The sequence below is a fragment of the Terrisphaera buseokensis genome, assembly GCF_047521145.2.
In the GTDB taxonomy this organism is placed as follows: domain Bacteria; phylum Verrucomicrobiota; class Verrucomicrobiia; order Opitutales; family Opitutaceae; genus ER46.
Genome location: NZ_CM134186.1, coordinates 6,628,703 through 6,654,802 on the forward strand (window position 1 = coordinate 6,628,703; position 26,100 = coordinate 6,654,802).

The 26,100-nt window shown below is 65.4% G+C and carries 22 protein-coding genes and 1 tRNA gene; 8 read left to right on the top strand and 15 right to left on the bottom strand.

Annotated elements, in window-relative coordinates; translation table 11 throughout:
- Positions 1 to 92 precede the first annotated feature (92 nt).
- Positions 93 to 659: a hypothetical protein gene (locus tag ACLJEU_RS24995; protein WP_414661281.1), complete on the bottom strand. Its 567-nt coding sequence runs from the start codon at positions 657 to 659 to the stop codon at positions 93 to 95.
- Positions 660 to 893: 234 nt separating this feature from the next.
- Between ACLJEU_RS24995 and ACLJEU_RS25000 the strand changes: the two genes are divergently transcribed.
- The 3 genes from ACLJEU_RS25000 to ACLJEU_RS25010 all read left to right on the top strand — a co-directional run bounded on the left by ACLJEU_RS25000 (position 894) and on the right by ACLJEU_RS25010 (position 4,235).
- A complete protein-coding gene (locus tag ACLJEU_RS25000; protein ID WP_414661280.1) occupies positions 894 to 2,336 on the top strand; it encodes an aminotransferase-like domain-containing protein in 1,443 nt (480 codons plus the stop codon).
- A 61-nt stretch (positions 2,337 to 2,397) separates the two neighbouring features.
- Complete coding sequence (locus tag ACLJEU_RS25005; RefSeq protein ID WP_414661279.1) at positions 2,398 to 3,291, top strand: DMT family transporter; 894 nt, start codon at positions 2,398 to 2,400, stop codon at positions 3,289 to 3,291.
- 8 nt (positions 3,292 to 3,299) lie between these two features.
- Positions 3,300 to 4,235, top strand: a complete 936-nt coding sequence (locus ACLJEU_RS25010) for an EamA family transporter (RefSeq protein WP_414661278.1) — start codon at positions 3,300 to 3,302, stop codon at positions 4,233 to 4,235.
- 108 nt (positions 4,236 to 4,343) lie between these two features.
- Here the strand turns inward: ACLJEU_RS25010 and ACLJEU_RS25015 are convergent, their stop codons facing one another.
- Positions 4,344 to 5,477, bottom strand: a complete 1,134-nt coding sequence (locus ACLJEU_RS25015; RefSeq protein WP_414661277.1) for an alpha/beta hydrolase fold domain-containing protein — start codon at positions 5,475 to 5,477, stop codon at positions 4,344 to 4,346.
- 166 nt (positions 5,478 to 5,643) lie between these two features.
- On the opposite strand from ACLJEU_RS25015, the gene ACLJEU_RS25020 reads away from it, so the two are divergent.
- Positions 5,644 to 6,069, top strand: a complete 426-nt coding sequence (locus ACLJEU_RS25020; protein ID WP_414661276.1) for a GNAT family N-acetyltransferase — start codon at positions 5,644 to 5,646, stop codon at positions 6,067 to 6,069.
- Positions 6,070 to 6,161: 92 nt separating this feature from the next.
- Here ACLJEU_RS25020 and ACLJEU_RS25025 read toward each other — a convergent pair whose 3' ends face one another.
- Both ACLJEU_RS25025 and ACLJEU_RS25030 read right to left on the bottom strand, forming a co-directional pair.
- The gene (locus tag ACLJEU_RS25025) at positions 6,162 to 7,001 is read right to left on the bottom strand and encodes a hypothetical protein (protein ID WP_414661275.1); all 840 of its coding nucleotides are present in this window, start codon (positions 6,999 to 7,001) and stop codon (positions 6,162 to 6,164) included.
- Positions 7,002 to 7,024: 23 nt separating this feature from the next.
- On the bottom strand, positions 7,025 to 9,826 hold the full coding sequence (locus ACLJEU_RS25030; protein WP_414661274.1) for a TonB-dependent receptor: 2,802 nt from the start codon (positions 9,824 to 9,826) through the stop codon (positions 7,025 to 7,027).
- Between the two features lie 259 nt (positions 9,827 to 10,085).
- Here ACLJEU_RS25030 and ACLJEU_RS25035 point away from each other — a divergent pair, with 259 nt between their 5' ends.
- Positions 10,086 to 10,403 carry a DUF485 domain-containing protein gene (locus ACLJEU_RS25035; RefSeq protein WP_414661273.1) on the top strand — a complete coding sequence of 106 codons (318 nt, stop codon included), beginning with the start codon at positions 10,086 to 10,088 and terminating at the stop codon, positions 10,401 to 10,403.
- Between the two features lie 3 nt (positions 10,404 to 10,406).
- Positions 10,407 to 12,221: a solute symporter family protein gene (locus tag ACLJEU_RS25040; protein WP_414661272.1), complete on the top strand. Its 1,815-nt coding sequence runs from the start codon at positions 10,407 to 10,409 to the stop codon at positions 12,219 to 12,221.
- 124 nt (positions 12,222 to 12,345) lie between these two features.
- Here the strand turns inward: ACLJEU_RS25040 and ACLJEU_RS25045 are convergent, their stop codons facing one another.
- The 3 genes from ACLJEU_RS25045 to lysA all read right to left on the bottom strand — a co-directional run bounded on the left by ACLJEU_RS25045 (position 12,346) and on the right by lysA (position 15,798).
- A complete protein-coding gene (locus ACLJEU_RS25045) occupies positions 12,346 to 13,296 on the bottom strand; it encodes a ribokinase (protein WP_414661271.1) in 951 nt (316 codons plus the stop codon).
- Between the two features lie 20 nt (positions 13,297 to 13,316).
- On the bottom strand, positions 13,317 to 14,339 hold the full coding sequence (locus ACLJEU_RS25050; protein ID WP_414661270.1) for an NAD(P)H-dependent glycerol-3-phosphate dehydrogenase: 1,023 nt from the start codon (positions 14,337 to 14,339) through the stop codon (positions 13,317 to 13,319).
- A 154-nt stretch (positions 14,340 to 14,493) separates the two neighbouring features.
- Positions 14,494 to 15,798: a diaminopimelate decarboxylase gene (gene lysA, locus ACLJEU_RS25055; RefSeq protein ID WP_414661269.1), complete on the bottom strand. Its 1,305-nt coding sequence runs from the start codon at positions 15,796 to 15,798 to the stop codon at positions 14,494 to 14,496.
- A gap of 59 nt (positions 15,799 to 15,857) precedes the next feature.
- Between lysA and ACLJEU_RS25060 the strand changes: the two genes are divergently transcribed.
- The gene (locus tag ACLJEU_RS25060) at positions 15,858 to 16,148 is read left to right on the top strand and encodes a hypothetical protein (RefSeq protein ID WP_414661268.1); all 291 of its coding nucleotides are present in this window, start codon (positions 15,858 to 15,860) and stop codon (positions 16,146 to 16,148) included.
- Positions 16,149 to 16,337: 189 nt separating this feature from the next.
- Here the strand turns inward: ACLJEU_RS25060 and ACLJEU_RS25065 are convergent, their stop codons facing one another.
- The 7 genes from ACLJEU_RS25065 to ACLJEU_RS25095 form a co-directional block, all read right to left on the bottom strand.
- Complete coding sequence (locus ACLJEU_RS25065; RefSeq protein WP_414661267.1) at positions 16,338 to 16,556, bottom strand: hypothetical protein; 219 nt, start codon at positions 16,554 to 16,556, stop codon at positions 16,338 to 16,340.
- 127 nt (positions 16,557 to 16,683) lie between these two features.
- The gene (locus ACLJEU_RS25070) at positions 16,684 to 17,496 is read right to left on the bottom strand and encodes a succinate dehydrogenase/fumarate reductase iron-sulfur subunit (protein WP_414661266.1); all 813 of its coding nucleotides are present in this window, start codon (positions 17,494 to 17,496) and stop codon (positions 16,684 to 16,686) included.
- A 51-nt stretch (positions 17,497 to 17,547) separates the two neighbouring features.
- Positions 17,548 to 17,997 (bottom strand): four helix bundle protein, encoded by a 450-nt coding sequence (locus ACLJEU_RS25075; RefSeq protein WP_414661265.1) that lies wholly within the window; start codon positions 17,995 to 17,997, stop codon positions 17,548 to 17,550.
- Complete coding sequence (locus ACLJEU_RS25080) at positions 17,994 to 19,916, bottom strand: fumarate reductase/succinate dehydrogenase flavoprotein subunit (RefSeq protein WP_414661264.1); 1,923 nt, start codon at positions 19,914 to 19,916, stop codon at positions 17,994 to 17,996. Before ACLJEU_RS25080 ends, ACLJEU_RS25075 begins: the two co-directional genes overlap by 4 nt.
- A 59-nt stretch (positions 19,917 to 19,975) precedes the next feature.
- Entirely contained in the window at positions 19,976 to 20,746 is a 771-nt protein-coding gene (locus tag ACLJEU_RS25085; protein ID WP_414661263.1) for a succinate dehydrogenase cytochrome b subunit, read from the bottom strand.
- Positions 20,747 to 21,038: 292 nt separating this feature from the next.
- Positions 21,039 to 21,614, bottom strand: a complete 576-nt coding sequence (locus ACLJEU_RS25090) for an NUDIX hydrolase (protein WP_414661262.1) — start codon at positions 21,612 to 21,614, stop codon at positions 21,039 to 21,041.
- 67 nt (positions 21,615 to 21,681) lie between these two features.
- On the bottom strand, positions 21,682 to 22,215 hold the full coding sequence (locus ACLJEU_RS25095; protein WP_414661261.1) for a LysM peptidoglycan-binding domain-containing protein: 534 nt from the start codon (positions 22,213 to 22,215) through the stop codon (positions 21,682 to 21,684).
- 255 nt (positions 22,216 to 22,470) lie between these two features.
- Here ACLJEU_RS25095 and ACLJEU_RS25100 point away from each other — a divergent pair.
- Positions 22,471 to 22,547: transfer RNA gene (locus tag ACLJEU_RS25100), tRNA-Pro, on the top strand.
- A 298-nt stretch (positions 22,548 to 22,845) separates the two neighbouring features.
- Here ACLJEU_RS25100 and ACLJEU_RS25105 read toward each other — a convergent pair.
- A complete protein-coding gene (locus ACLJEU_RS25105) occupies positions 22,846 to 25,989 on the bottom strand; it encodes a TonB-dependent receptor (RefSeq protein WP_414661260.1) in 3,144 nt (1,047 codons plus the stop codon).
- Positions 25,990 to 26,100: the final 111 nt, after the last annotated feature.

The following is a 26,100-nucleotide window of genomic DNA, read 5'->3' on the forward strand; positions in this document are numbered from 1 at the left end:
CAGCATTTTCCGTTCGTCACGGGGCTCCGGAACTTTAGCTCGGATTGATCGCCGCGGATGACGCCGCCCGACCTTCCGCCACCACCGCCGGCTCAGCCCACGCGCGCCGCGGCATACAACCAGCGGCGCAGCGCGCGGAAATCCTCCGGGAGAAAGATTTCCTGGTGGGCGGCCAGCAGTCCGGGATCGCTCCGCCATTCCTGCGCGAGCAACGCCGCATGGGCGGCCGGCTCGCGTTCCACCCAGTGCGGGCAGTCGACACAGTGCGCCCCGCTGATCCGGCTGCGTGCCCGCGCCACTTCCTGACGCCGGCACGAGCCGTCCTTCGCCACCTCGCGAAACGAATCCCGGCAGATCGCGAGTTCCGGATAGAAACACGCCTTGAGCACCTGCTTCGCGAGATCGAGCAGCACCGGATCATCGATCCCGTCGAGTGCCCGCGCCGCCAGCGGCGCAAACTCCTGTTCCGCCATCCCGCCGGTCCTGCACACGAACCCAGGCGCAAGCGGCGGCGGCAGGCCGCGTTCGGCCAGGAGTTGACCCAGCTGGTCCAGGAAACACCGAAGCTGCGCCGGCGGCACGGCCACCGACCGCTGCGCCGCGCCTCGGTTGAGCACCGCCGCGACCAGCTGTTCCAACACCTCGAGGTGATACGCCATTGCCGTGCGAGCCCGCGCCAAAGCCCCGAGCCTGTCAACGCCGTCACCACGTCCCCGTCTCTCCCCACACCGACGTCGAGGCGTCGGCGGGACTCGGCGCGCACGTCGACTAACGGTGTCAATTGTCATGGTCACACCGTTCACTTCGGTCCAACTGTACTGGTGGCAAAGCCTGACCGCTACGTCTGCCCCGGTCGGGCCGATTGCCGTAGTCTCTTCGTTCCCACGTCAGCCATGATCCAAACCGTCACCGCTCCCGCCCCCGCGCCGCTCTATGTCGAGCTCGCGCGCTCGCTCGAACAACTGATCGAACAGGGGACCCTGCGTCCCGGCCACCGGCTGCCATCGGTCCGCCGGATGTCGCTGCAGCGCGTCGTGAGCATCTCGACCGTCCTGCAAGCCTACACCCTGCTGGAGAACCGCGGTTGGATCGAGGCGCGACCGCAGTCGGGTTACTACGTGCGGCCGCGGCTCCCGATGGACACGCCGGAACCGCGCATGGCCCGGCCGATGGCGAAGCCGAGCTATGTCGGCATGAAGGATCTCACCGCCGAGATGATCGCGCTCGCCGCCGATCCGAGCTACGTGCCATTCGGCGCCGCCTGCCCCGACCACAGTCTGTTTCCCACCAAGAAGCTCGCGCGGATTCTCGCCGCGGTCGGCCGGAACGACCCCGCGCTGCTCGGTCGTTACGCGATGAACTGGGCCTTCGATCCGCTCGCGCGCGAGATCGCCCGGCGTTACCTACAGGCCGGCTGCCCGCTCTCGCACGAGGAGCTCGTGATCACCTGCGGTTGCACCGAAGCCATCAACCTGGCGCTGCGCGCCGTGACGAAGCCCGGCGACACGGTCGCAATTGAGACGCCCGCGTACTTCGGCTTTCTCGAGACGATTCAGAGCCTCGGACTGAAGGCGCTCGAAGTGCCCACGGATCCACGCACCGGCATCTGCCTCGACGCCACGCGCGAGGCGCTCGCACACAACGACGTGAAGGCCGTGATCATCATGCCGAGTTTTTCCAATCCGCTCGGCTCGTGCATGCCCGACGAGAAGAAGGCGAAATTCTACCAACTGCTCGCGGAGTTCGACGTGCCGGCGATCGAGGACGACGTCTATGGCGATCTGCATTTTGGCGAGCGGCGGCCCAAGCCGCTGAAGGCCTGGGACACCGACGGCCGCGTGATTCTCTGCAGTTCCTTCGACAAGACGCTCGCGCCGTCGCTGCGCGTCGGCTGGTGCGCGCCGGGCCGCTACCTGGAGCGCGTCAAGCGTCTCAAGTTTACGAATACCCTGGGCACGCCCGTTGTGCTGCAGAAGACCGTGTCCGACTTCCTGCGCAACGGCGGCTACGATCACCACCTGCGCTCGATCCGGCGCGCGTATCATCACCAGCTGCACCTCTTCTCGCAGGCGATCCTGCGGCACTTCCCCGGCGGCACGCGGCTCAGCCGGCCCGAGGGCGGCTTCGTGCTCTGGGTCGAGATGCCCGCGGGCGTCGACACGCTCCGGCTGCACCGGGAGGCGTTGAAGCACCACATCAACACCGCGCCGGGCGCGCTCTTTTCCGTGAAGGATCGTTACCGGAATTGCCTGCGGATGAATTGCGGCGTGCCGTGGAGCGACACCATCGAGGCCGCCGTGCGCACGCTCGGCGAGCTGGCGAAAAAGCAGTTGTGACCATGCGCCCGGCAGCACGGACGTCACCGTCCACCCCGCCGCGCGCGCCCGCGCGTCTGCGATGAACCGCGCGAACGAAGCGCGGGGCCTCTTGCTGGGCGCCGTCGGCATCACGTGTTTCAGCTTCACGCTGCCGATGACGCGACTCGCCGTCACCGAGCTCGATCCGATCGTCGTGGGACTCGGCCGCGCATTGGTCGCCGCGTGCTTCGGCGCGATGATCCTGCTGTGGAAACGCGAGCCGCTGCCCGCCCGCCGCCACTGGCCGAGCCTGGCCATCGTCGCCCTCGGCGCGATGATCGCCTTCCCGCTGCTCACGTCGATCGCCCTGCGGCATGCGCCGTCGTCGCACGCCGCGGTGGTGACCGGGCTCCTGCCGCTCTCGACCGCGCTCTTCGCCGTGCTGCGCGCGCACGAGCGGCCGTCGAAGGCGTTTTGGGTGGCGGCGCTGGCCGGCAGCAGCGTCGTCGTGGTGTTTGCCCTCGCCGAAAGCGGCTGGCGCATCTCCGGCGCGGATACACTGCTCCTCGTCGCCGTCGTCGCGTGCGGCCTCAGCTATGCGGAAGGCGGACGCCTCGCGCGTGAAATCGGCGGCTGGCGGGTGATCTGCTGGTCGCTGCTCTTCGCTGCGCCCCTGGTCATCGTGCCCGTCGGCGCGAACGTCTTCCAGCACGGCTTGCACGCCTCCGCGCGCGGCTGGTTCGGCTTCGGCTACGTGAGCCTGATCAGCGTGTTTCTCGGCTTCATCGTGTGGTACCAAGGCCTCGCCCTCGGCGGCGTCGCCCGCATCGGCCAGGTCCAGCTCGTGCAGCCCTTCCTCACGTTCATGTGGGCGGGACTGCTGCTCAACGAAAGCATCACGGCACGCACGCTCCTCACCGCGCTCATCGTGATCGCCGTGGTCGCTCTCGGCCGGCGCGCCGCGGTGATCCGCCCCGTGCCCGCCACCGCCTGAGACTCACCGTGCACGCTTCCTCCCCGCCTTCACGCACCGCGCTGATCCTCGGCTTCGCCGCCATCTATGTGATCTGGGGCAGCACTTACCTGGGCATCCGGGTCGCCATCGAGACCATGCCGCCATTCCTGATGGCGGGTGCGCGTTTCATCATCGCCGGCTCGATCCTGCTCGCGCTCCTGCGGGCGCGCGGCGCGCCCTGGCCAACCCGGCGCCAGTGGCGCGTCAACGCCATCATCGGCCTCCTGCTCCTCCTGGGCGGCAACGGCCTCGTCGTGTGGGCGGAGCTCACGATTCCCTCCGGCCTCACCGCCCTGCTGATCGGCATTGGCCCGTTGTTCATCGTGCTCACCGAATGGGCTTGGCCCGGCGGCACGCGACCCACGCTCCTCACCCTGGCGGCGTTGTTCCTGGGTTTCGCGGGCGTGACCTGGCTCGCCGCCCCTTGGGAGAACGGGGCGGGCGGGCGCCTCGATCCCGCAGGCGTCATCGCCATCCTCGCGGCCTGCGTCTTCTGGGGCATCGGCGCCATCTACTCGCGTCACGCGAAACACGGCGCCGACCCGCTCGTCGCCGCAGCCCTCCAAATGCTCGGCGGCGGCGCGTCCCTGCTGCTGGTCGCCGCGGTGCATGGCGACTTCGGCCGCTTCGACGTCAACGCGATCACGCCGCGCACGTGGGGCGCGTTCGCCTACTTGATCGGCGTTGGTTCGCTCGTTGGATTCTCCACCTTCGTCTGGTTGATGAAACACAGCACGCCCGCGCGCGTTGCCACGTACGCGTACGTTAATCCGATCGTCGCCGTCTTCCTCGGCTGGCTCATCCTCGGCGAACCGATCACGCCGCGCACGATTGTCGCGTCCGTCATCATCGTGACCGCCGTCGCCATCATCACGGTGCAGAAAAACCAGCCGACGCCCGCGCTCGCCGCCGCGCGCCGCTGAACCGTGGCAGGGCGACGGGGTTTTTCTCCGGGAGCGCAGGCGTCCCGCCTGCACAGCTTGAATGCAAGCGGGACGCCTGCGGTCCCGGGCCGCTCCGCTGCGTCGACGCTACCGGGCCGGTGGCGCTGCCTTCAGCGCTTCGAGGAGAAACTGCCGCAGCGCCTCTTGGTAATCGCCCTCAAGTCGCGGCTTCGCCATCGCGAAGCCAATCGTCGCCGGCACGCCGGCAACGTCGCAGGCCTGCTTCACCGCGCGCGCGTGATTCGGATGGTGCAACAGGTGACCGCGGTTCGCCACCGGCCCGTCAGGCTGGCTTGAATACAGGAACACCGGCGGATCGTCCTTCGACACCAGCGCCAGCATGTCGACGTCCGTCCGGACGGCCTCGAAACGCGGCGTATCCAACTCAGCCACACTCGGAGCCCCGTAGAAAGCCGCCGTCTCGCCCGGCCGTTCGTACTCGACGATGCCGTTGCCTAGAATTTCCGCCCAACGGGAGATTTTGTACGTCGCCTGGGCGTTGATGGCACCCGCCGCGACGATCCGCGAGGACTGGCGCAAGACGGGATCGGCGTTCGCCGGATCCGCGAGGTCGGGATGAAACGCGAGCCAAAGCGAAGTGCCGGCGCCGGCCGAGCCGCCATACGAGGCGATGCGGACGGGATCGACGTTGTAGTCCGTCGCCTTCGACCGCACGAACTGGATCGATCGCGCGCAGTCACGCAGGATGTCCTGGATCGGCGCGCTGCTGCGAAAGCGATAGTTGATCGCCATGATCGACACGCCGGCATCGAGCAGGCCCTTGATCATGTCGGCGCTCACGCCGGTCTTGCTGCCGTTCACGAAGCCGCCGCCGTGAATATACACCACGAGCGGCGTCGGCGCGTCGGATTTGGCCAGCCAGAGATCGAGCGTGTTCCGCTCGTGCGGACCGTAGCTCACGTCGGCGTGCGTGGGCGCCGGCTTCTTCGTCTTGGAGACCGGCGTGGACGTGCCGTCGTCGTTCAACGTAGTCCCGCCGCTGCGCCCGCGCCGCAGGACCTTCGCGTGGGCCTGCGCCTCCTCGATGGTCAGGACGCCGTCGCGGTTCGTGTCGGCCGCGGGGTATTGTTTCAACAGCTCCTGCAGACGCGCGCTGGACTCCGCTGCCAGCAGCGGAAGCAGCATCAGACCCAAGCCGCACCCAACGAGCACCAGCGGGCGCCACCGGCCGCTGCGACCAGAAAGGGGAAAGTCGTTCATGGCTGCAATGTCACCGCCCGAGCCCGCGGTTCCAAGCCCGGATCGGCCGCAGGGCCGTGGGCGCAGATCCGGGCGCGGAAGCCCTCTCGGCCAGCCTGGCCCCGGTGCATCGATTTCAGCTTCGCGGCGAGCGCCGATTCGTGGTCACGTCCTTGCCTCGAACGCCATGCACATTTCCCTCGCCACGTCCGACGCCGCCATCGCGCGTGCCTTCCCCGTCATGGCGCAACTGCGCCCGCATTTGCTCGAAGCGGAGTTCGTGCAGCGCGTCCGCCGCATGCAGGCGGAAGGCTTCCATCTCGCGCTGCTCGAGGACGACGGGGCCGTGTGCGCCGTCGCGGGCTATCGTTACTACGACAAGCTGTTCTCGGGAAAAAATCTCTACGTCGACGATCTCGTGACCGACGCCTCGCGCCGTTCGCGCGGTCACGGCCGCGCGCTGTTAAACTGGCTGGCCGCCGAGGCGCGTTCGCACGGATGTGCGCAGCTCGAGCTCGATTCCGGCGTGCAGCGTTTCGACGCCCATCGCTTCTACCTGCGTGAACGCATGCACATCTCAGCGTATCACTTCGTGATCGCGCTCAAGCCGTAGGCGCCAGCAAGCAGCGTCTCCCGCGAATTGCGCAAATGGCCGGGAATTTCGCCGGTAAAAACCAAAGCACGTTCACCCTCTAAAGGCGCACGTCACTGCGGAATGGTCACCCGCCCGACGATCACTTCCTTCGTTTTCTTGATGATGCTGTAGAGCACGCCGGGCTCCGTCGGATCCCAGCAGAACGCCTGGCCTTCCGACGGAAAGGGAATCGTCGCGATCCACTTCAGGACCGAGCCGGCCTTCGGAAACGTCACGACATAGAGCTCGGTGTTGTCATGCCCGGTCAGATACAGGTGGCCGCCAGGTCCGAAGGCTCCGCCCGACGCGCTGTAGCCGCGGCCGCCGAAGCGGGCGGTCAAGTCGGCCGGGAGCGCCCAGCCGCCGGTGCGCCGCCACTCGTCATCGAACGCCACGATCTGCGTCCACGCCGAATCGCGGTTGGGCTCGGCGCCGCGATTGCCGTAGTGCACGAAGCACGCGATCCATCGGTTCTCCCGCCGATCCAGCCAGGTGAACGATCCGTCCATGCGGCCGAAACTGTGCGAGCCGACATGCTGCAACGTCGCCGGATCGAAGAGCTCCAGCGAACTCAACATCGGCACGCCCGGATAGTTCGAATGAATCCCATACAGGCGCCCGTTCACGATACTGCCTGCGTTGAGATGGATGATTTCGCCGCCGGCGCCGCCTTCCCAACCCGCGACGCGTTCACCGGTCGTCTTGCGATACTTGCCGATGGTGTGGTTGTTGATCGCGTAGAAGAAATCGCGATCGACCGCGACGCCCTGCCCCGCCTCGGGCGCCTTGTAGCGCCGCAACTCCTCGTAGTTCCAGCCGGGCGTCCGCAGCTGGCCAATCGGCGGCGACACCGGCGAATCGGCACCAAATGCCCACGCGAGCAGGAGAAAAAAGGCGGCAACGATCTTCATGGCAGGGCGGACGGAGCGGGAGTTCACAGGCGCCAGTTCACACCGAGATTGGCATTCCACGAGTAGATTTCGTAACCGCTGGGACGGCCGGGCTGGCCGGTGAAGGTGCGCAATGGCTCCTTGCCGACGTTGAGGAAATCCACGAACACCCGCAGCCGCGGATTGATCCGGTAGCTGATCTTCACGTCGATCGGCCGCCGCCGGTCGGTGTATTCGTCGCTGTCGCGCGTGTTGCCCACGCTCTCGAGATACTGGGCGTTGAACGAAAGCGCCACGCGCGCCTCGATGCCGTACTTCTCGAAGAGCACGGCGACGTTGCCAATTTCCCCGGACTGCTTGAAGAACGGCAGTTCGTCGCTGCGGCCAAAGACGCTGACCGACGAATCCGTGATCGTATAATTCACGTTCACCCCGAGGCCGGCCAGCGCACCGGGCAGCTGGTTGAAGAACTGCTGGTAATTGAACTCGATGCCGGTGATTTCACCCGTGCCGGCGTTCTCCGGCCGCGTCACGCCGAGCCGCGAGAAATTCCGGCCGTTGTACGTGGTGTTGAACAGCGTGAACGATCGGCGATAGACCGGATTCTCGATGCGTTTGCGGAAGGCGCCGACCGACGCGATACCCGCGGACTTGAAATAGTATTCCGCCGAGACATCGAGGTTCGCCGACTCGAAGGGCTTCAGGCCGGGATTGCCCGACGAGAGGCTGCCCTCGAACACGCCGCCACCCAGATCGACGCTTTCGAGCACGTTGCGCGGCGCGAGGTCGGTGTAGTTGGTCCGGCCATACGTGTTGGTCCAGGCCGCGCGCACCGCGACCTGCCGCGTCGGCCGCCAGTTGAGATGCAGGCCGGGCAGCACCTGGGTGTAGTCCTTCGTCAGATTGACGCGGTTGTAGCCGGTGAAGACGCCGGCGCGGGTGTTCAGCTCGTTGGCCGCGTAGCGCGCCGCCGTGTCCTCGACGCGCACGCCGCCGACCACGGTGAACGTGGGCGTCACGTTCACGCTCGCCATGCCGTACACGGACCGCACCTCCTCGGTCGCATCGTAGTCGGCCGTGATCGAATTGTCGTCCGACGTCGCCGCATCATAGGTGAACCGCCCCGGGTTCGACTGAAAGTAAGACTTCAACGCGGGCAGGTTGATGGTCGGGCCGAAGCGATAGCGGCCGCGCATGTAATCCGCCGGCTCGGCGCCGGCGAGCCCGGCATCGCCAAGCGTGAAGAGATTGGCCGCGCCGGCCGCGAGATTGTAGTTCCGATTGGAACGGTCCTGGTTCTTTTCGCTCTTCACGAGCTTGCCGCCGACCTTCCAGAAGCCGGTCAGCGCGCCAATCTGTGCGGAACGCCGCACGTCGATCTGGCCCGAGTTAACCTCCTCGTCTTCGTTGTCGGTGCGGAAGCGCGCGCGCCGGAACGGAAAATTCGCGGGCGCATAGAAGGCGGCATTTGGCGTGATGATCGGCGTTTCGCCGCCGAGGACGTAGCTGTTGGGAAACGCGCCCGCCGCAGAACGGAACTCCCAGTCGACGCGGCGCGGCGTTTCGCGTTCGGCCTTCGAGTTGCCCAGCTGCCATTCGAGCAGGAAACCTTCGCCGAGCTCGTTCTTTCCCCCGACGGAAACAGCGTCGATGAGATGGTTCTGCTTGTAGTCGCGGAATTCCTTCGTCGAACGCCCCTGGCTGTACGTTCCGCTCGTGGCGGTTTGGTTGGTGAGCGTACCGAGCGCGAAATTGAAACCGGTCTTCTGCCGGCCTTCCTCGTCGGTGAACTCGTTGTAATTGTAGCGGACGTAGAACTGCTGGCCTTCGCGCGGACGAAATTCCAGCGCGACGTTGGCTCCGAGGCGCGTGCGCTCGATATCGTAGTCGAATGACTCCTGCGTGGCCGGCCGGAACAATCCGTTCGTCGCGGACCAGTCGATGGCATCGGACGTTTGCGACGAATATTCCCGGCGCGAGTAACTCACGCCACCGATGACCGCCCACTTGCGCGCGCGATCGATGACGCGGCCCGCCGTGACACTCCCCGCCTGCCAGCCCCAGCGTCCGGCGAAGTCGTTGTAGCCCGTGCTGAGCGAGCCGAAGGCAAACGGCTCCGCGCGGTCGAACGCGCTCTGCGTGACGATGTTCACCGAGCCGCCGATGGCGTTGTGATCGCGATCGGGCGTGACGGCTTTCACCACTTCGAGCCGCGCGATCAGATCGGCCGGCACCGAATCCATGGCGAGACCGCGGCGGCCCTGCTCGGCCGGCGAGCCGACGTTTTGGCCGTTCAACGTTACATTGTTCAGCGCCGCGTCCACGCCCCGGATCACCACAAAACGGCCTTCGCTCTGATCGATCTCGAGCGACACGCCCGGCACGCGACGCAGCGCCTCGGCGGCATTGCCGTCGGGAAACTTGCCCACCGCATCGGCGGCGACGGCGTCCATGATCATGTTTTCCGTCCGCTTCTGCTGCAGCGCCCGGGCCTGGCCGTCACGGGAGCCCTCGACAACAAATTTGCCGAGTTGCACCACCTCGGAGGTGAGCGCGAGGTCGAGCGCGGGGTTGTCGCCTTCGCGCACCGTCACCTCACTGGTCAGATCGCGATAGCCGAGATACGACACCACGAGCGTGTGCTTGCCGGCGGGGACGTTGCGGAGGACGAAATCGCCGCCGGGGGCGCTGGTCGCCGCGCGATCCAGGTCTTTCACGGTGACGGTGGCACCGAGCAGATACGAGTTCGTGTTCACATCGCGCACCCAACCCGTGAGGGTCGCTGCGGTCGAAACCTGACACAGGATGAGTCCAAGGAGGCTCACCCTCACCAAGCGTGGGGTCATACGCATGTTCGAGTGGGGTTGAACGGCGAGCGAGGGGTAATCGCCCGGGCCGACCGTACGTTCGACGTGGGATCTGTCGACGATGTTTTGCGCGCGACGCGTCCGTGCCTGGTCAATCATCGCTCCACGCTAACCGTGCACCGTGACGTCGCCGCGGCGGCGATGTCACATCGGGGCTACATTTCCGGCCGCGACGCGTGCGGCGGAATCAATAATCGGAATTGTCAGGTCCGCCCCGAGTCGCATCGTCACGGCTCGAATGCCCCCCACGTCCCCCGACCACGACGATATCGTGCACAGCGAATCGTTCCTGCGATCGCTCATGCGCCGCCAACTCAGTCTCTCGATTTCCTGCGCTGCGACGTTCCTCGTCGCGCTGTTGGGGATGCCGTTGCTGAACTATTTCGCCCCCGATCTCATGGCCACCCGCGTGGGTGGATTCACGCTCAGCTGGCTCGTGCTGGGCGTGCTGTTCTTCCCGTTCGTCTGGGTCATCTCCTACATGTTCATCAAGCGATCGATCGCCTTGGAAAACGACGAGGTGACGCACGCCCAGACGGGAAAGGAGAAGCGCTGAGCCATGATTGCTCCCCTTTTCCTCGCCGCTCTCGGCACCGTCGACCCGTGGATCTTCACGTTTTCCTTCATCACCGTCGCCGTGACCATCGGCATGGGTTTCTGGTCCGCGCGGCAGTCCAAGACCGCGAGTGACTTCTTCGTTGCGGGCCGATCGGTCTCGGTCGGCTGGAACGCCTCCGCCATCTCGGGCGAATACCTCTCGGCGGCCTCCTTCATGGGCGTCGCCGGCATGGTCATGTCGAGCGGCTACGACGCGCTGTGGTATCCGGTGTGTTACGCCTGCGGCTACCTGTTTCTCCTCTTGTTCATCGCCGGCCCGCTGCGCCGCTTCGGGGCTTACACGATCCCGGACTTCGCCGAGGGTCGGTTCGACTCGCCGATCTTCCGCAAGATCGCCGTGTGCTTCGTCCTGTTCATCGGATTCTTCTACACGATGCCGCAGATGAAGGGCGCGGGCGTGACGCTGGCGTACATTTTTCCCGGCATGCCGTACTGGGTCGGCGTCGTCCTCGTCGGTGCCGTCATCACCATGAACGTCGCGCTCGGCGGCATGAAGGGCATCACGCTCGTGCAGGCGTTCCAGTACTGGGCGAAGATGTTCGCGATCAGCGTGCCGATCTTCGTGCTGATGGCCGTTTTCGGCTTCTATAACAATCACGTCTCGGCCAACGCCGTCGCCGGCGAAACCGCGCCCCGCGCCGAGGCCGTCGAGATCGGCCGGAAGCCGCTGGTCGATAAAGCCCCGAAGGACGCCGCGTGGGTGTCGCCGTTTGGTCCGCTGACGACCAAGGCCGTGACCGCCGCCGCCGCCGCCCGCCCCGAGGCCGAGCGCGCCGCGTATATCGCGGAGCACCAGAAGCCGTATTCGCTGCTCTACACGTACTCCCTGATCATCGCGCTGGTCTGCGGCACCGCGGGGCTGCCGCACATCCTGGTGCGCTTCTACACGAACCCCGACGGCGTCGCCGCCAAACGCACGACGATGTGGGTGATGATTCTCATCGGCATCTTCTACGTGTTTCCGCCGGTCTTCGGCGCCATCGGCCGCAATTTGATGCCGGAACTCTACACCGGCGTGGGCGCAAAAGGCACCGACAAGGTCGTGCTCGAGTTGCCCACGTTGCTCGCCGCCAAATACGGCGTGCTGGGCTCCGTGCTCAGCGGCATCACCTGCGCCGGCGCGTTCGCGGCGTTCATGAGCACGTTCAGCGGCCTGCTCGTCTCAATGACCGGCGCGCTCGCCCACGACGTCTACGGCCGCATGCTGCGCCCGAAGTCCACCGCGATGGAGCGGCTCAAGGCCTTCAAGGTCGCCGCGGTCATCACGGGTGCCGTCGCCATCATCCTCGGGTGTTTCGTCGAGCCGCTCGAGATCAACTTCATGGTCGGCCAGGCCTTCGCGATCGCCGCCGCCAGCTATTTCCCGCTGCTCTTCATGAGCGTGTGGTGGCGCGGCATGACGATGAAGGGTGCCGCGACCGGCATGCTCACCGGCGGACTCTGCGCGCTGGTCGCCGCCGCGCTGACGAACTTCTCCACCCTCGCGCTCGACAAGGGCCCGATGGGGAAAATCTTCGCGCCCTTCGCGCCGCTCAACGGCTTCTGGGCGCAGCATCCGCTGCTCCGCATCCTGTGCGAACAGCCCGCAATCTGGACGGTGCCACTGGCGATTGGCCTGATGATCATGATCTCCAAAGCCACGGCGTCCACCGTACCCGCCGACATCCGGATGAAGATGCTCGTGCTGCACGCGCCCGAAAAACTGGGCCTGAAGCAGGAATACATTCAGGAACACCAGGCCGGCGCCGGACATTGAGCCGGTCCGGGGCACCCGAGCGCATACTCGGGTGCGACCGGGATCCATCCCGGGAGCGCAGGCGTCCCGCCTGCTTTCGCGAACCGTTCCGGATGCAGGCCAGAGGCCTGCGCTCCTGTTCGGCCTAGTGGCCGGTCGGAGTTTGGCGCCTCATTGCGGCCTCGACCTCCGCGCGCGTGGGCATCGCCGCCTGCGCGCCCAGCGCCAGCGTCGACAGCGCAGCGGCCACGTTGGCGTGCTCCAAGGCCGCCGCAAAATCGGCCCCCGCCGCCAGCCGCGCGGCCAGCGTCCCGGCAAACATGTCGCCCGCCCCCACGGTATCCCGCGGCGTGACCGGAAAGGTCGGTACACAGTGACACGCCTCCGCCGACAGGTGCAACGTCGGCGCCGCGCCCTGGGTGATCACGACGTGGCGCACCTGTCGCGCCTGCAAAAACTCCCGCCGTGCGGTTTCGGTCATCGCCCACAGGACATCGGGCGGCTGCCCGAAACTCTCCGCGCACTCGTGTTCGTTCACGATCACGGTGTCGATTGCCAGCTGGCCCCAGGGAAACGCCGCGGCTGTCGGCGAGGCATTGAGCACGCTTCGCACGCCGGCACGCGCTGCCTGCTGCAACGCGTCGACCGCCGCTTCCAACGCACACTCCAGCTGAACGAGCACCACGTCCGTCACCGGCAGCACGGCTTCCAACCCCGCGACCGTCAGCCGGGCGTTGGCCCCGCGATCGACCACGATGAGGTTCTCACCCTGCGCATCGACATACACGTGCGCCGTTCCCGTCGGCACGCCGGCGACCACCGCCACGTACCGGGCCTCGATTCCCGCCTGCGCGAGGTAGTCGCGATAGTTGCGGCCTTCGTCGTCGTCACCGACCGCACCGATCAACGTGACCGCCGCGCCCTGCCGGCCCGCCGCGACCGCCTGGTTGGCACCCTTCCCGCCGAACTGCCGCTCGGTCTGCGCAGCGATGATCGTCTGGCCCGGCCGCGGGAGCGCGGCAACCTGCCACACCCGGTCGACGTTGAGCGTGCCCACGACCGTGACCCGACCCGTGGACTGCGTGAGTGACGCCATGCGAACGTGTGCTGCGGACGTCAGACCGATCCCTTCGCACCCGCCGCCTCGCGCTTAAGTTCCCGCGTCATCAACGCCGCGATTGCCGCCGCGGGCTTCTTCCCGCCCAGGAGGATCGCCTTCATCTCGCGCAAGATCGGCGCGTCGATGCCGCGTTCAGCGCACAGGCCGGCAAACGACTCGGTCGTCTTGTAACCTTCGACCACGGTCTTCCGGTGCGCGAGCAGCGTCGCAACGTCGCGACCTTCTCCGACCTGCTGGCCAAACTCCCGATTGCGACTCCAGCCGCCGTAACACGTGGCCACGAGATCGCCAAAGCCGCTGAGCCCGTAAAACGTCTCCGCCCGCGCGCCGAGCGCCACGCCCACGCGCACCATTTCAGCCAGCGCGCGAGTGAGCAGCGCCGCCTTCGGGTTGTCGCCGAGCCGCAGGCCATCACAGCATCCGGCCGCGATCGCGTAGATGTTCTTCAGACAGCCGCCGAACTCCACGCCCGCGAGATCGTCGCTCGTGTAAATCCGCAAGGTCGGTCCGCTGATCGCCGCCTGCAATTCCTCCCACGCGCCCGTCGCGCCGCGCGCCGCGAGCACCATGGCCGATGGATCGCCGCGGGCGACGCCCAGGGCATTCGTCGGCCCGGTCAGCGCTCCGACTTGAACCGTCGGGAGGACCGCCGCGATCACCTCCGAAGGCCGCAAGTGCGTGCCCAACTCCAGGCCCTTCGCCAGACTGACCACGATGCGGGCGGATCGATCCGCGGGCAGCGCACGTTCCAGGCGTTGACAGGTGTCGCGCAGCGCCTGGGCCGGACAGGCGAGCAGGATGACCTTCGCGTCGGCCAGCGCGGTGGGCAAATCCGCCGTCACCCGCACCGAGTCGGGCAGACGCATGCCGGGCAGGTACTCGACGTTTTCCCGCGTGGTCGTCAACGCCTCCGCCTGCTCCAACCGGCGTGGCACCAACGCCACGGGATGACCGGCCCGCGCGAGGTGCAGCGCGAACGCCGTCCCCCACGCGCCTGCGCCCACGACCACGAAGTTCATGCAGGCTGGTTAACCACGAAACACACGAAATACACGAAATTAAAGCCGGCGGCTTGGATTCGCGGTTTCCCTCGACGCCGTGAAGGAATTTCCCACGGCACTGCCGCTCCTGATTTCGTGTATTTCGTGTGTTTCGTGGTAGCCCGGCTCGACCTTACTTCAAAAACGCCGGGACTTTCTCGCCGGCGATAATCTGCTCGAAGGACTCGCGCGCGTTGATCAGCTCGAACGAACTGCCCTTCACCAGCACCTCGGCCGCCATGCCGCGGGTATTATAGCGGCTGGCCATCGCGTAGCCGTACGCACCGGCGCTCATGAAGGCGATCAGCTCGCCTTCGCCGACTTCCTGCAGCGGCCGATCCTTCGCGAAACAATCGCCGCTCTCGCAGATCGGGCCGACCACATCGGCCGTCAACGCCCGGCGCGAGGAATCGCGGCGGAGTGGGACGATCTCGTGGTAGCTCTCATACATCGCGGGCCGGACGAGGTCGTTCATCGCGGCGTCGACGATCAGGAAGTTCTTGCCCGCACCGCGCTTGAGATGTTCGACACGGGAGAGCAGCACGCCCGAGTTGCCGACCATGAAACGGCCGTGTTCGAGCAGAATCTTCAAGCCGAGCGGCTTCAACAATGGCACCAGCGCCGCGCCGTAGGTCTCGGGCGTCAGCGGCCGCTTGTCCGCCGGTTGGGCGTCCCACCACGCCTGTTGTCCGCTGGCGAGCGAGTCCTTGTAAATGATGCCCATGCCGCCACCGATCGAGAAGTACGTGATGCCGTACTTCGCCTTCAGCTCCGCGGCGAACGGCGCGACCTTCTCGACGGCCTCCACGAACGGCGTGACCGAGGTCAGCTGCGATCCGATGTGCATCTGCACGCCCTTGATCGCGAGGTTCGGATACTTGGCGGCGGCCTCGTAGGCGGCCGCGGCGTGCTTCAACGGAATGCCGAACTTGTTGTCGCTCTTGCCCGTCGTGATCTTCGCGTGGGTGTGGGCGTCGACGTCCGGGTTGACGCGAATCGCGATCGGAGCCTTCACGCCCAGTTTGCCGGCAACGTGATTGATCCGGGCGAGCTCGGGTTCGCTTTCGACGTGGAACGCGAAGATCTCGTTCTTCAACGCGAGCGCGATCTCGTCCTCGGTCTTGCCGACCCCGGCGAAGACACTCGACTTCACGTCGGCGCCGGCGGCGAGCACGCGGCGGATTTCGCCGCCGCTGACGAGATCGAAACCGGCGCCGAGGTTCGCGAAGTGACGCAGGATCGCGATGTTCGAGTTGGCCTTCATCGCGTAGCACAGCTGGGCGTCGAGTCCGGCAAGGCCGCGCTGCAGCCGGCGGAAATTATCCTCCATCGTCGCTGCACTATATACGTACGTCGGAGTACCGTAGAGTTTCGCCACCGCGGCGAGATCGACGGATTCGCAGTGGAGATCGGAGCCGGAGTAGTGGAAGTGATGCATGGGTGAGTACGTGAGGCCGAAATTTTTGCGCGAAAGCGGGGACGCTAGCGGGATTCGCATTGAAAAAACCACCTCAAAGTGTCGATAGAGAGTGCGTGCTGCGCGTCCTGTTGAATTTCTGCCGTCGTCCCGCGATCCGATTCGGATTGCGGCGCGATCCGCGCGGCCGGTTTCGCGAGCCGCGTTTCGCCAGCTTCATGGCTGAGGGCAACCGCCGTCCGCTCGACAGCGACATGCACGACGCGGTGCTCAAGGGCCGCAAGGCGATGAAGAATGTGTTCCTCGCCGGCCTCGCCCTCGGTGGTGCCTGGGTCGTGATCGAAAGCGCCAAGGCGCTGTCGGTGTTTTGATCCGGGAATTTCCCGGGACTTTCCTCCGGGACCGCGACCGCCCCCGGTCGCCGATTGAAACGTTGTCCGAAACGCATTCGTGCTCGGCAGCGACCGAGGGCGGTCGCGGTCCCAGCGCAACCCGCTAAAAACAAAACGGCCCCCGCACCCGTGTGCGAGGGCCGCCTCCAGTGAACCGACCAGCCCCTGTCAGGCTGCCAGTCCAAATCGTTCCGTCTGACCGCGCGCCGCGGCATCGAGCGGCGTCGCGGCGACCCGCACGAGTCGGGGTGTCCGGCTGTAATCGCTCAACGCGATGGTGATGAATCCGGCGGCAAACAGCACCGAGGCTCCAGCCTCGAACGGAATCGGGAAAAACGTGAACGCGACCAGCGCGGCCAGCAGGGAAAACGTGAACAGTGTCTTCATGGGCAGGGTTGAGTGAGTTGCCCTGAAAACCCGGAACGCCGTCTGAAGTTACAAAAAAACCCGCGACCGTTTAGGTCTCGGGTTTCGTGTCCACCGGGAGCGCAGGCGTCTCGCCTGCCTTCTTAGATCAACCCGCGCCGCCGCTGGCACCGAGGGACTCGGGCCGGAAGCTGGAACGGAAGGTTGCCTTCAGATAATCGCGATTCATGCGCGCGATGAAATCGTGCGAGATCAACTTCGGACACGCCGCGCTGCACTCGTATTGATTGGTGCAGTTGCCGAAGCCGAGTTCGTCCATCGTGTGCACCATTGCCAGCACGCGCTTGTCGCGCTCGGCCTGGCCCTGCGGCAGCAAGCCGAGGTGGCTGACTTTCGCCGCGACGAAGAGCATCGCGCTCGCGTTCTTGCACGCGGCCACGCACGCGCCGCAGCCGATGCACGTCGCCGCGTCCATCGCGAGATCGGCATCGGGCTTCGGAATCGGAATGGCGTTCGCATCCGGCGCGGAGCCGGCGCGCGCGGTGATGAAGCCGCCCGCCTGCTGGATCTTGTCGAAGGCACTGCGGTCGGTGACCAGATCCTTGACGATCGGAAACGCCTCGGCGCGGAACGGCTCGACGGTGATCACGTCGCCATCGCGGAAGCTGCGCATGTACACCTGGCAGGTCGCGACGCCCTTACCCGGACCGTGGGCCTTGCCGTTGATCGTGCACGAGCACGTGCCGCAGATGCCTTCGCGACAGTCGTGGGCAAACGCGATCGGCTCCTCGCCCTTGGCGGTGAGCTCGTCGTTCACCACGTCGAGCATCTCGAGGAACGACATGTTCGGATTGAGATCCTTCGACTGGTAGTCGACGAACTTGCCCGGGGCTTTCGGGCCAGCCTGCCGCCAGACGCGCAGCGTCACGCTGAAAAGCTGAGTGGTGTTTTCGGCAACCATGATGAAAAGAGGAGTCGAGGAGTCGAGAAGGCGAAGGGTCGAAGAGCCGGACTAGGACGAAGCACGGCGCGGGAAAGGTGTCTTGGAACGTGGAACGGCAAGCGACTGGTTAAGCGCGCTGAGTTGCGCGGTCACCTCGGAAGTCTGCCCCAAAAGTGAGTCCCGCGTTTCGAGCGTCAGAAGGCCGGCATCCGTGGCAATGTAGAGCAGGGAGGCGACTTCCATCGCCGAACCGTAGGCGATTTCAAGAAAATGGGCGAAGTCCGCGTCCGAATTGCGCCCACTGCCTTCGGCGATGTTCGCGCTTACCGAAACCGCCGCGCGCCGCAGCTGCCCGGTCAGTCCGAACAGCTCATCCTTCGGGAAGGCCTTGGTGAGGGAATACACTTCGCCCGCCAGTCGACGCGCCGATTGCCATACGGTCAGCTTCTCGAAACGAAACTGTTTCTTGTACGGCATCTCGACTCCTCGGCTTGTCGACTCCTCGACCTGGGCAATCATTTGTAGCTGCGCATGCTCGGCTTCACGAACTCGTAGTTCAACGGTTCGATGTTCCGCAACGGCGGGCGGCCGGGACCCTGAAACTCCCACGCGGCGACGTGCGAGAACTTCTCGTCGTCACGTTTGCACTCGCCGTCCGGATGCTGGTACTCCTCGCGGAAATGTCCGCCGCAGCTCTCCTCGCGCGTCAGCGCGTCGAGACACATGAGTTCGCCGAGCTCGATGAAGTCGGCCACGCGGCCGGCTTGCTCGAGGGACTGGTTGAGCGTGTTGGCGGAGCCGGGCACGCGGACGTTGGCCCAGAATTCCTCGCGCAGCTCGGGAATCAGCTTCAACGCCTTTTCCAGGCCGGCCTTCGTGCGCGCCATCCCGCAGAATTCCCACATGATCTTGCCCAGCCGCTTGTGATAGTGGCTGACCGGCTCCTTGCCCTTGTTGTCGAGGAAGCGCTGCGTCATCGCGACGACGTTCTGCTCGGCCGCCTTGAACTCGGCGCCCTCGGCGCTCGGCCGCGAACCCGGCTTCTGCGTGGCGAGATAATCGCCGACCGTGTACGGCAGGACGAAGTAGCCGTCGGCAAGACCCTGCATCAGCGCGCTCGCGCCGAGGCGGTTGGCGCCGTGGTCGGAGAAGTTGGCCTCGCCGAGCACGAACAGGCCCGGGACGTTGGACATCAGGTTATAGTCCACCCACAGGCCGCCCATCGTGTAGTGCACCGCCGGATAGATCCGCATCGGCGTCTTGTACGCGCTCTCGCCGGTGATCTCGTGGTAGATGTCGAAGAGATTGCCGTAACGTTCGCGTACGCCGTTCTCGCCGAGACGGCGAATGGCGTCCGAGAAATCCAGATACACGCCAAGTCCGCTCGTGCCCACGCCGCGACCTTCGTCGCACACGCGTTTCGCCGCCCGGGACGCGATGTCGCGCGGGCAGAGATTGCCGAACGCCGGATACATCCGCTCGAGATAGTAATCGCGATCGTCCTCGGCGATCTGCGCGGGATCCTTCCTCGCGTCCTCCTTCTTCTTCGGCACCCAGATGCGGCCGTCGTTGCGGAGCGATTCCGACATCAGGGTCAGCTTCGACTGATAGTCGCCGCTGACCGGGATGCAGGTCGGGTGAATCTGCGTGTAGCACGGATTCGCGAAACACGCGCCTCGCTTGTAGGCCCGCCAGATCGCGGTGGCGTTGGAGCCGCGTGCGTAGGTGGAGAGATTGAAGACGTTGCCGTAGCCGCCGGTCGCGAGCACCACGGCGTCCGCCGCGTGCCGCTCAATCGCGCCGCTGATCAAATCGCGCGTGATGATGCCCTTGGCCTGGCCGCCCACGACGACCAGATCGAGCATTTCGCTCTGGGAATGGAGTTCGACCGTGCCCGCGCCGATGGCGCGCGAGAGCTGCGAGTAGGCGCCGAGCAGGAGCTGCTGGCCGGTCTGGCCGCGGGCGTAGAAGGTGCGCGACACCTGCGCGCCGCCGAACGAACGATTCGCGAGCAGTCCGCCGTATTCGCGGGCGAACGGCACGCCGGTCGCGGCACACTGGTCGATGATGTTGACCGAGACCTCGGCGAGCCGGTGGACGTTGGCCTCGCGGGAACGATAGTCGCCCCCCTTGATCGTGTCGTAGAAGAGGCGGTAAACGCTGTCGCCGTCGTTCTGGTAGTTCTTCGCGGCATTGATGCCGCCCTGCGCGGCGATCGAGTGCGCGCGGCGCGGGCTGTCGTGAAACACGAAGCACTTCACCTTGTAGCCCAGGTCGGCGAGCGTCGCGGCACAGGAGCCGCCGGCGAGGCCGGCCCCGACGACGATCACCTCGTATTTCCGCTTGTTGGCGGGATTGACGAGCTTGATGTCCACCTTGTGCTTGCGCCATTTGTCAGCAAGCGGGCCGGAGGGAACCTTGGAGTCGAGCGTGGCCATGGGAGCGCGCTGCGCGCGAGTTGTACGTTAAAGGCTGCGGGTTGAAAGTGAGGAGCCGGTCAACGGGGCGCCGCCGTCGCGGCCAGAGCCGTGCGCGGCTGGAGTTTACCGACCAGGACCGCGCCGGGAATCGCGAGATTGCCGACGAAATAGACGATGCAGAACACGAGCGCTACCGCGCGGAGTGCAGCGGACCAGCGGGCCGTCCGCCAACCCATCGTCTGGAAGAGACTGTCGATCCCGTGCAGGAGGTGGAAGCTCAGCAGGCCCACGGCCACGATGTAAAACAGCGACACGACCTTGTTCTCGAAACCGTGAATGACCATCGAGTGCACGTCGGCAACCTTGGTGCCGGCGGCCACCACCGGGAAGCCCGCCACGCGGTACTCATGCTGCATCGTATAAGCCGGCAGGTTGTCCTTGTAAGTGGCCGACTGCGCCGCGCCCAACGTGAAATGGGCCAAGTGATACACCACGAACGCCAGCACGACATAACCCGTCAGGCGCATCGTGCGCGAGGCGAGGGTCGCCCGGATGGTGTGCTTGAAGCCGTACTCGCCGCCGCGCGCCTTGCGGTTTTCCAGCGTCAGGACGGTCGCGGCCCAGATGTGAATGAACACCGCGACCAGCAGGCCGATGCGCACAACCCAGAGGAGCGGACCCAGTTGGTGCAGGAACTGGGCGTAGCCGTTGATGTGGTCGGGGTCCTGGAAGACCTGGAGATTGCCCACGAGGTGGCCAATGACGAAGCCGATCAAAACCACGCCGGTGACGGCCATGAGAATTTTCCGGCCGATGGACGAGCCAAAGAGTAAGCCAACTAGATTCATCGCAAGATTTCGCCGTTGGGGTGGTTAGCGCAAAACTCTGAAAATTTCTGAGAGCACTCAGCCGAAGTAAAGACACGCGGTCATGAACGCACGCTTATTAGCCACCCTAACCTCGGAGAGAAGGGGCGGAGGCACTGCGGACGGTTGAGAGCTCAGAGCGCAGAGTTGAGGGTTGAGAGCTGAGAGTTGAGAGAAACGCGCTTCGGCGATCTCACTCCGCAACAGGATCAGCTCCAGCCTCGGTAGATTGATTCAGTCCATTCTGCTTATTCTGTCCAATCCCTCCGCGGCATCAGCGCGACCCGCCCCGTTCGCGCCACACCTGCTCGAACATCATGAGCGCATTGAGCGCCAGGCCGTGGACGATTGCCCCCGCATGAGCGAGCGCCAGGACCTCGGCCACCGTCGGCGTGGTGACTTGCAGTTCTTCGTCGGTGTCCCATTCCAACTCGTGGGCCCGCTCCGCGCCCTCCACCAGAACGAAATGGCAGCGGTTCGCCTGAATCGCGGGGTTCGGATGAACGTTCCCGAGTAAGCGCGCCGAGGCGCCATGAAACCCAGTCTCCTCGCGCAATTCGCGCAGTCCCGCCGTCACGGGATCCTCGCCCGCCTCCATCACGCCACCCGGCACCTCGAGGGAAAACTCGTCGATGCCGTAACGGAACTGCCGCACCAGCACGATGCGTTCGTCCGTCGTAACCGCCACGACATTGACCCAATCCGGCGCGTGAATGACGACGAATTCGCGTTCGGTGAGACGGACTGGATGCCGATAACGCGTGCCCCGTACTTCGAACACCCGCGTCTGCAATTGCGAGCGCTGGCCGAGTTTTTCCCAACGCGACGGCTGCGGTGAATCTGAACTCATCGGGGCAGAAAAAAGCCCCCCGCCGGAAGGGCGAGAGGCTTTTCAAAAGATTCGAGGGTCGGAAAACTTACTTCTTCGGCAGTTTGATCTTCTGGCCGACCTTGAGACCGGTCCAGCTGACGCCGGGATTCACGGCCTGCAGATCACCGAGGGAAACACCGTTGGCGGTGGCGATCTTCACGCCGCTGTCGCCGGGCTTGACGATGTACTCGCCGGGACCGGCTTCAGCCGGAGCGCCCTTCTTGCCCTTTTCCTTGCCCTTTTCCGCAGCAGCCACGACGGGCTTCTTGGCGGCATCCTCGAGCTTCGTGACCGAGGCGCGGAGCTCACCGAGGAGCGGCCCGACCTGATCAAAGCCGGCCTGGGTCTGGGACCGCAGACTCGCAAGTTCCTTGGACGTCTTGTCGGCCGACGTGGCGGCTGCGTTCGCCGTCGCTTCGAGGGCCTCCACCTTCGCGAGTTTGCCCTCTTGCTCAGCCAGGGTCTTGTTGACCTTGGACAAGGTAATTGCGGCATAACCGCCAAGCAGCAAAGCGATCACGCCAACAATGATGGCGCCGACCGGAAGCATGCTATTATTTTCGCGAGAAATGGTATCCATGGAGGGAGGTGAAAGCGCGAGAAGAAGGCGGAATATACGACGAGGCAAGAAGAGATTATCCACAAGTGACGGGATGCACCGCCGCCCGGAAATTCACCTTATTTTACCGTGGCTCGAATCGTACGCCTCGCCTCGTGCCTCACCGTGAACCACGCCCGCCGTCGCCCCTGGGCTCGTTGCCCCTCGCAACCGGCGGTTCGTCGAGACGGTCGTTGACAAGCCCGAACCATGGCCAACGGTTCGACCTTCGTCGTCCGGGGTGTAGCTTAGCCTGGTAGAGCGCCTGGTTTGGGACCAGGAGGTCGCAGGTTCGAATCCTGTCGCCCCGACCACGAAAACACCGCCGGTCGACAACCGAGGCGTGAGCGGGTGCTTCGTTTTCAATCGCCAAACATTTTACAGGAGGCAACCGAGGCCGCAGAGAACAGCAGCACTCGGTCACCTGCACAGTGTCCCGCGAAATCCAAGGGACACGCTCCGGCGGAAGTCTTACAAGAGAAGACCCATGAAATCCGCTCTCAGTTGCCTCAGTTGCCTCCTGTAAAATCCCCGGCCCGAAAGTTCTCGCCTGAGGTCCGCGTCAAGCCGCTATCAACCCCCAACCCGAGACTTTCAACTGCCTGGGTCGGCTTAGAACGTCCCCTTCACGCCCAGCGTGAGCTGCACGCCGTGCGTCATTTCCTGATACCGCCGCGCGTAGCCGGGGGTTTGTGAACCGTAGCGCTCGAGAATTTCCGGTTTGTTGAGGATGTTCTGCGCGTTGAAATACAGGAACAGTTCGCGGCGCAGCTGAAAGTCGACGCTCACATCGAGCGTCACACGCCCGCGAACAAACTCGTACGCATCGGGACCGAGCGCCGGCAGACTCGCCCGTTGCTGCGTCCCGCGGTAGTTCCATCGCGCCATGGCGGAAAACGGCTTCCGGCTGAAACTGACACCCCAGTTCGCGCTCTCCGGGACAAAGCTGTCGAACTCCGCGTCCTTGCTGCCGTCGAGATCGAGCTTGGTGCCGTTCGCGAACGCCTGGAAATAACTGCCCCACCGGCCGAGCGCGCGCAACGAGTGGCGGACATTGAACTCCACACCCGTCACGCGCGCGGTCTCGGGCAGATTGTAGGTCGTCGAAAGTCTCCAGCCGAGGTAACGCGGATCGAGATCGAGCAACGCGAGATCGGCCGCGGTCGCGAGCTTCACCACATTGCCGAAGAAATTTTTGATGTCCTTGCGAAACACCCCGGCGCTGAACAACCCGCCCTGCGCCGTGTAGTACTCGAGCGACAAATCGAAATTGTCCGCCGACCACGGCTTGAGGCCGGTGTTGCGCACGGAGATTCGACCCGGGATCTGATCGGGATCGGGCACATTGTCATCGAAGTCGGTCTCGTCGATGGTGGCGTTCGGCACGAGATTGGTGAAATCAGGCCGGCCGTACGTGCGCGCATACGCGCCGCGCAGGAGGAAGTTCTCCTTGAGATGATACGTCAGGTGCACGCTCGGATAGTAGCCGTCGTAGGTGCGGTCCGCGCGGAAGCCGCGATCCTTCCGCGTGAGCCGGAGCTCTTCCATCGAACCGACCGCGCCCGCTTCCGTGCGCCGGATCCGCGCGCCATTCGCGGCGTGCGCGAAGCCGCCGGCGGCATCGCGCAGCCAGACCGCATTCGGATCAAAACTCACGCCCTCGCCCTGCGCGGAGGTGCGCTCATAGCGCACGCCGGTGAGCACCTTCAGGCGGTTGTGGAACAACCCCAGCTCCGCCTGCACGTAACCGGCGGCCACATCCTCCGCGAGGCGCTCGGAATTCGTCACGCGGAACTGCTCCTCCGTCACCTGCTGCGCCGGCGTCTTGCTCCACAGCGCGGGATTCGCCTGGTACGCGTCCCAAGCCTTGTAGTGCGAGACGAACGGCAGGTTGCTGAAGCCGAAATACTCCGGCTGACCGACGTAGTTGGTCATCCGATACGGAGTCGGCGCGTCGGGCGTGGCGGCGTTGCCGTCGGGGCCGTTGTACGTCCAGTTGATGCTCTCGCGCCGGACATCCCGGACCTTCGTGCGCGCCATGCCGCCGGTCTGCAGACCGGCGGGGAACGGCAGGAAGTCGAGGGAGCGGCGGACATCCAGCTTCACATTCGTCAGCGCGTCGCGGATCGGCCGGGGCGTCGATTGCGCCGTGTTCAGCCGGTAGTTGTTCAGATCATAAAGATCGACCTCGCGGTTGCTGTTGTCGAAGGCGCGGATGCTCCAGGGGCGCAGTTCGTTCACGTTCGCGAGCGTGACGCGCACGGGATTCGTCAGCGCGATGCCGAGGGTGCGGAAACGCCCGTCACGGGTATCCTGATACCCGCCCTCGGAATTCGACTTGCCGAAGCCGGCCATGACGCGCCAGGTGCCGTTGTCGAAGCGGTAGCGCAGGCTCGCCGCCTTCGTATCCAGTTTCTGGACGACCGAGGCGCCCAGGCCCATCAGGGTGACGCCGCCGCGGCCCGTGGCGCCCTGGGTGGAGGTTTCATCGAACACGAGCGGAACACCCGTGGCGGGCGTCGGCGTGCCATTCGTGCCGGTCGTGAACGCCATCGACGCATTGGAGCGGTCGGAGATGAACTGGCTGCGCTCGAGGCTGAGCGACAGCACGCCGCTGGGATGCGGGCGCCAGTCGGCCTTCAACGCGACGGAGCTGCGGGTGTTCACGCGCGGCACGCTGATCAACTGGTAGCTCGACAGGAACGGCCGGCCGAACGATGCCGCCGTGCCCGCCGCCGTGGCGGTGTAGCCTTTCGTCGAGCGCTGCTGCTCGATGAAGCGGTTCTGCGACTGCCCGGTCACGACCAGGCCGAACGTCTTCGTGACGGGCAGCGTGTAGTCGAAGCTTACGCTCGGCCGCACCTTGTAGATCATGCGATCCGACGTGGCCGGCTCCTGCTGCAGGCTCAGGCGGGAATCAATGCCTGCGAGGCTCACGCTGTAGCGCAGCTGCGCGCTCTTCCGCTCGAACGCACTCTTGCTGACCATGTCAATCGAGCCCGACATCGAGTCCGCCGGCGTCGAGGGCGTCGGCACCTTGGTGACCTCGAGCCGCGAAATGTTGTTGATCGAAACCTCCTTGAACTGAAACACCCGCGACGCGCCCTGCGGGTTGCCGGTGTTCGCCATTTCCATGCCATCGGTCGACAGCACCGCCATGCTGCTGGGAAACCCCCGCACGGCCACCGAGGCGACGGAGCCGCCGGACTCGGTGTCGTATTCGGCCGTGATGCCGGGCAGGAATTTCAGGAACTCGCCGACGTTGCCGTCCATGACGTCGCCCATCGCATCGGCCGCGATCACGGTCTTGATGTTGGGCGCGAACCGCTGCTCGTTGATCGCGATCGCCTCGCCATCGGTCTCGCGCGACGTCGCCACGACAAAGGAATCCAGCTTCACCGTGCCGTCGGGGCCGTAGCGGGCGGCGCTGGTCAGCGCGACATCGCGCTCGTGATTGCGATCCGGCGCGACGGTCAGCGCGATCTCCTGGGCATCCAGGCCGGTGAAGAAGACGTCGAGCACCACCGGGCCGGCCGCAACCCCCGCCAGCCGGTAGCTGCCGGTCTGATCGGTGAACGCCACCTGCTCGGTGCCGCGCACCGCCACGCGCACGTTGTTGAGGTACTGCCCCGTCACCACATTCTGGATGCGGCCGGAGATGCTGCCGGTGGGTACGGCGGCCACGCCCAGCGCAGCCAGGGACAGAAGCATGAAAACGACAACGACGGCGCGGAGGCTCGAAACAGGTGCACGCATGGTGAACGGGGGGTTTGGGTGAACCGGAGGCAGAACGGGGCGAGGCGCCGCGGCCGGTCACGCGCGCGGTGCACCCGCACCAGACCACGAGGACAACGATCAAGTCTAGCC

What these genes read in the sequence shown, in the direction of transcription:
- ACLJEU_RS25005 (WP_414661279.1), top strand. Translation starts at nt 2,398, where the DNA reads ATGAACCGCGCGAACGAAGCGCGGGGCCTCTTGCTGGGCGCCGTCGGC.
- ACLJEU_RS25025 (WP_414661275.1), bottom strand. Translation starts at nt 7,001, where the DNA reads ATGAAGATCGTTGCCGCCTTTTTTCTCCTGCTCGCGTGGGCATTTGGT.
- ACLJEU_RS25030 (WP_414661274.1), bottom strand. Translation starts at nt 9,826, where the DNA reads ATGACCCCACGCTTGGTGAGGGTGAGCCTCCTTGGACTCATCCTGTGT.
- ACLJEU_RS25095 (WP_414661261.1), bottom strand. Translation starts at nt 22,215, where the DNA reads ATGGATACCATTTCTCGCGAAAATAATAGCATGCTTCCGGTCGGCGCC.
- ACLJEU_RS25085 (WP_414661263.1), bottom strand. Translation starts at nt 20,746, where the DNA reads ATGAATCTAGTTGGCTTACTCTTTGGCTCGTCCATCGGCCGGAAAATT.
- lysA (WP_414661269.1), bottom strand. Translation starts at nt 15,798, where the DNA reads ATGCATCACTTCCACTACTCCGGCTCCGATCTCCACTGCGAATCCGTC.
- ACLJEU_RS25045 (WP_414661271.1), bottom strand. Translation starts at nt 13,296, where the DNA reads ATGGCGTCACTCACGCAGTCCACGGGTCGGGTCACGGTCGTGGGCACG.
- ACLJEU_RS25065 (WP_414661267.1), bottom strand. Translation starts at nt 16,556, where the DNA reads ATGAAGACACTGTTCACGTTTTCCCTGCTGGCCGCGCTGGTCGCGTTC.
- ACLJEU_RS25105 (WP_414661260.1), bottom strand. Translation starts at nt 25,989, where the DNA reads ATGCGTGCACCTGTTTCGAGCCTCCGCGCCGTCGTTGTCGTTTTCATG.
- ACLJEU_RS25035 (WP_414661273.1), top strand. Translation starts at nt 10,086, where the DNA reads ATGCCCCCCACGTCCCCCGACCACGACGATATCGTGCACAGCGAATCG.
- ACLJEU_RS24995 (WP_414661281.1), bottom strand. Translation starts at nt 659, where the DNA reads ATGGCGTATCACCTCGAGGTGTTGGAACAGCTGGTCGCGGCGGTGCTC.
- ACLJEU_RS25000 (WP_414661280.1), top strand. Translation starts at nt 894, where the DNA reads ATGATCCAAACCGTCACCGCTCCCGCCCCCGCGCCGCTCTATGTCGAG.
- ACLJEU_RS25020 (WP_414661276.1), top strand. Translation starts at nt 5,644, where the DNA reads ATGCACATTTCCCTCGCCACGTCCGACGCCGCCATCGCGCGTGCCTTC.
- ACLJEU_RS25075 (WP_414661265.1), bottom strand. Translation starts at nt 17,997, where the DNA reads ATGATTGCCCAGGTCGAGGAGTCGACAAGCCGAGGAGTCGAGATGCCG.
- ACLJEU_RS25080 (WP_414661264.1), bottom strand. Translation starts at nt 19,916, where the DNA reads ATGGCCACGCTCGACTCCAAGGTTCCCTCCGGCCCGCTTGCTGACAAA.
- ACLJEU_RS25050 (WP_414661270.1), bottom strand. Translation starts at nt 14,339, where the DNA reads ATGAACTTCGTGGTCGTGGGCGCAGGCGCGTGGGGGACGGCGTTCGCG.
- ACLJEU_RS25040 (WP_414661272.1), top strand. Translation starts at nt 10,407, where the DNA reads ATGATTGCTCCCCTTTTCCTCGCCGCTCTCGGCACCGTCGACCCGTGG.
- ACLJEU_RS25015 (WP_414661277.1), bottom strand. Translation starts at nt 5,477, where the DNA reads ATGAACGACTTTCCCCTTTCTGGTCGCAGCGGCCGGTGGCGCCCGCTG.
- ACLJEU_RS25070 (WP_414661266.1), bottom strand. Translation starts at nt 17,496, where the DNA reads ATGGTTGCCGAAAACACCACTCAGCTTTTCAGCGTGACGCTGCGCGTC.
- ACLJEU_RS25090 (WP_414661262.1), bottom strand. Translation starts at nt 21,614, where the DNA reads ATGAGTTCAGATTCACCGCAGCCGTCGCGTTGGGAAAAACTCGGCCAG.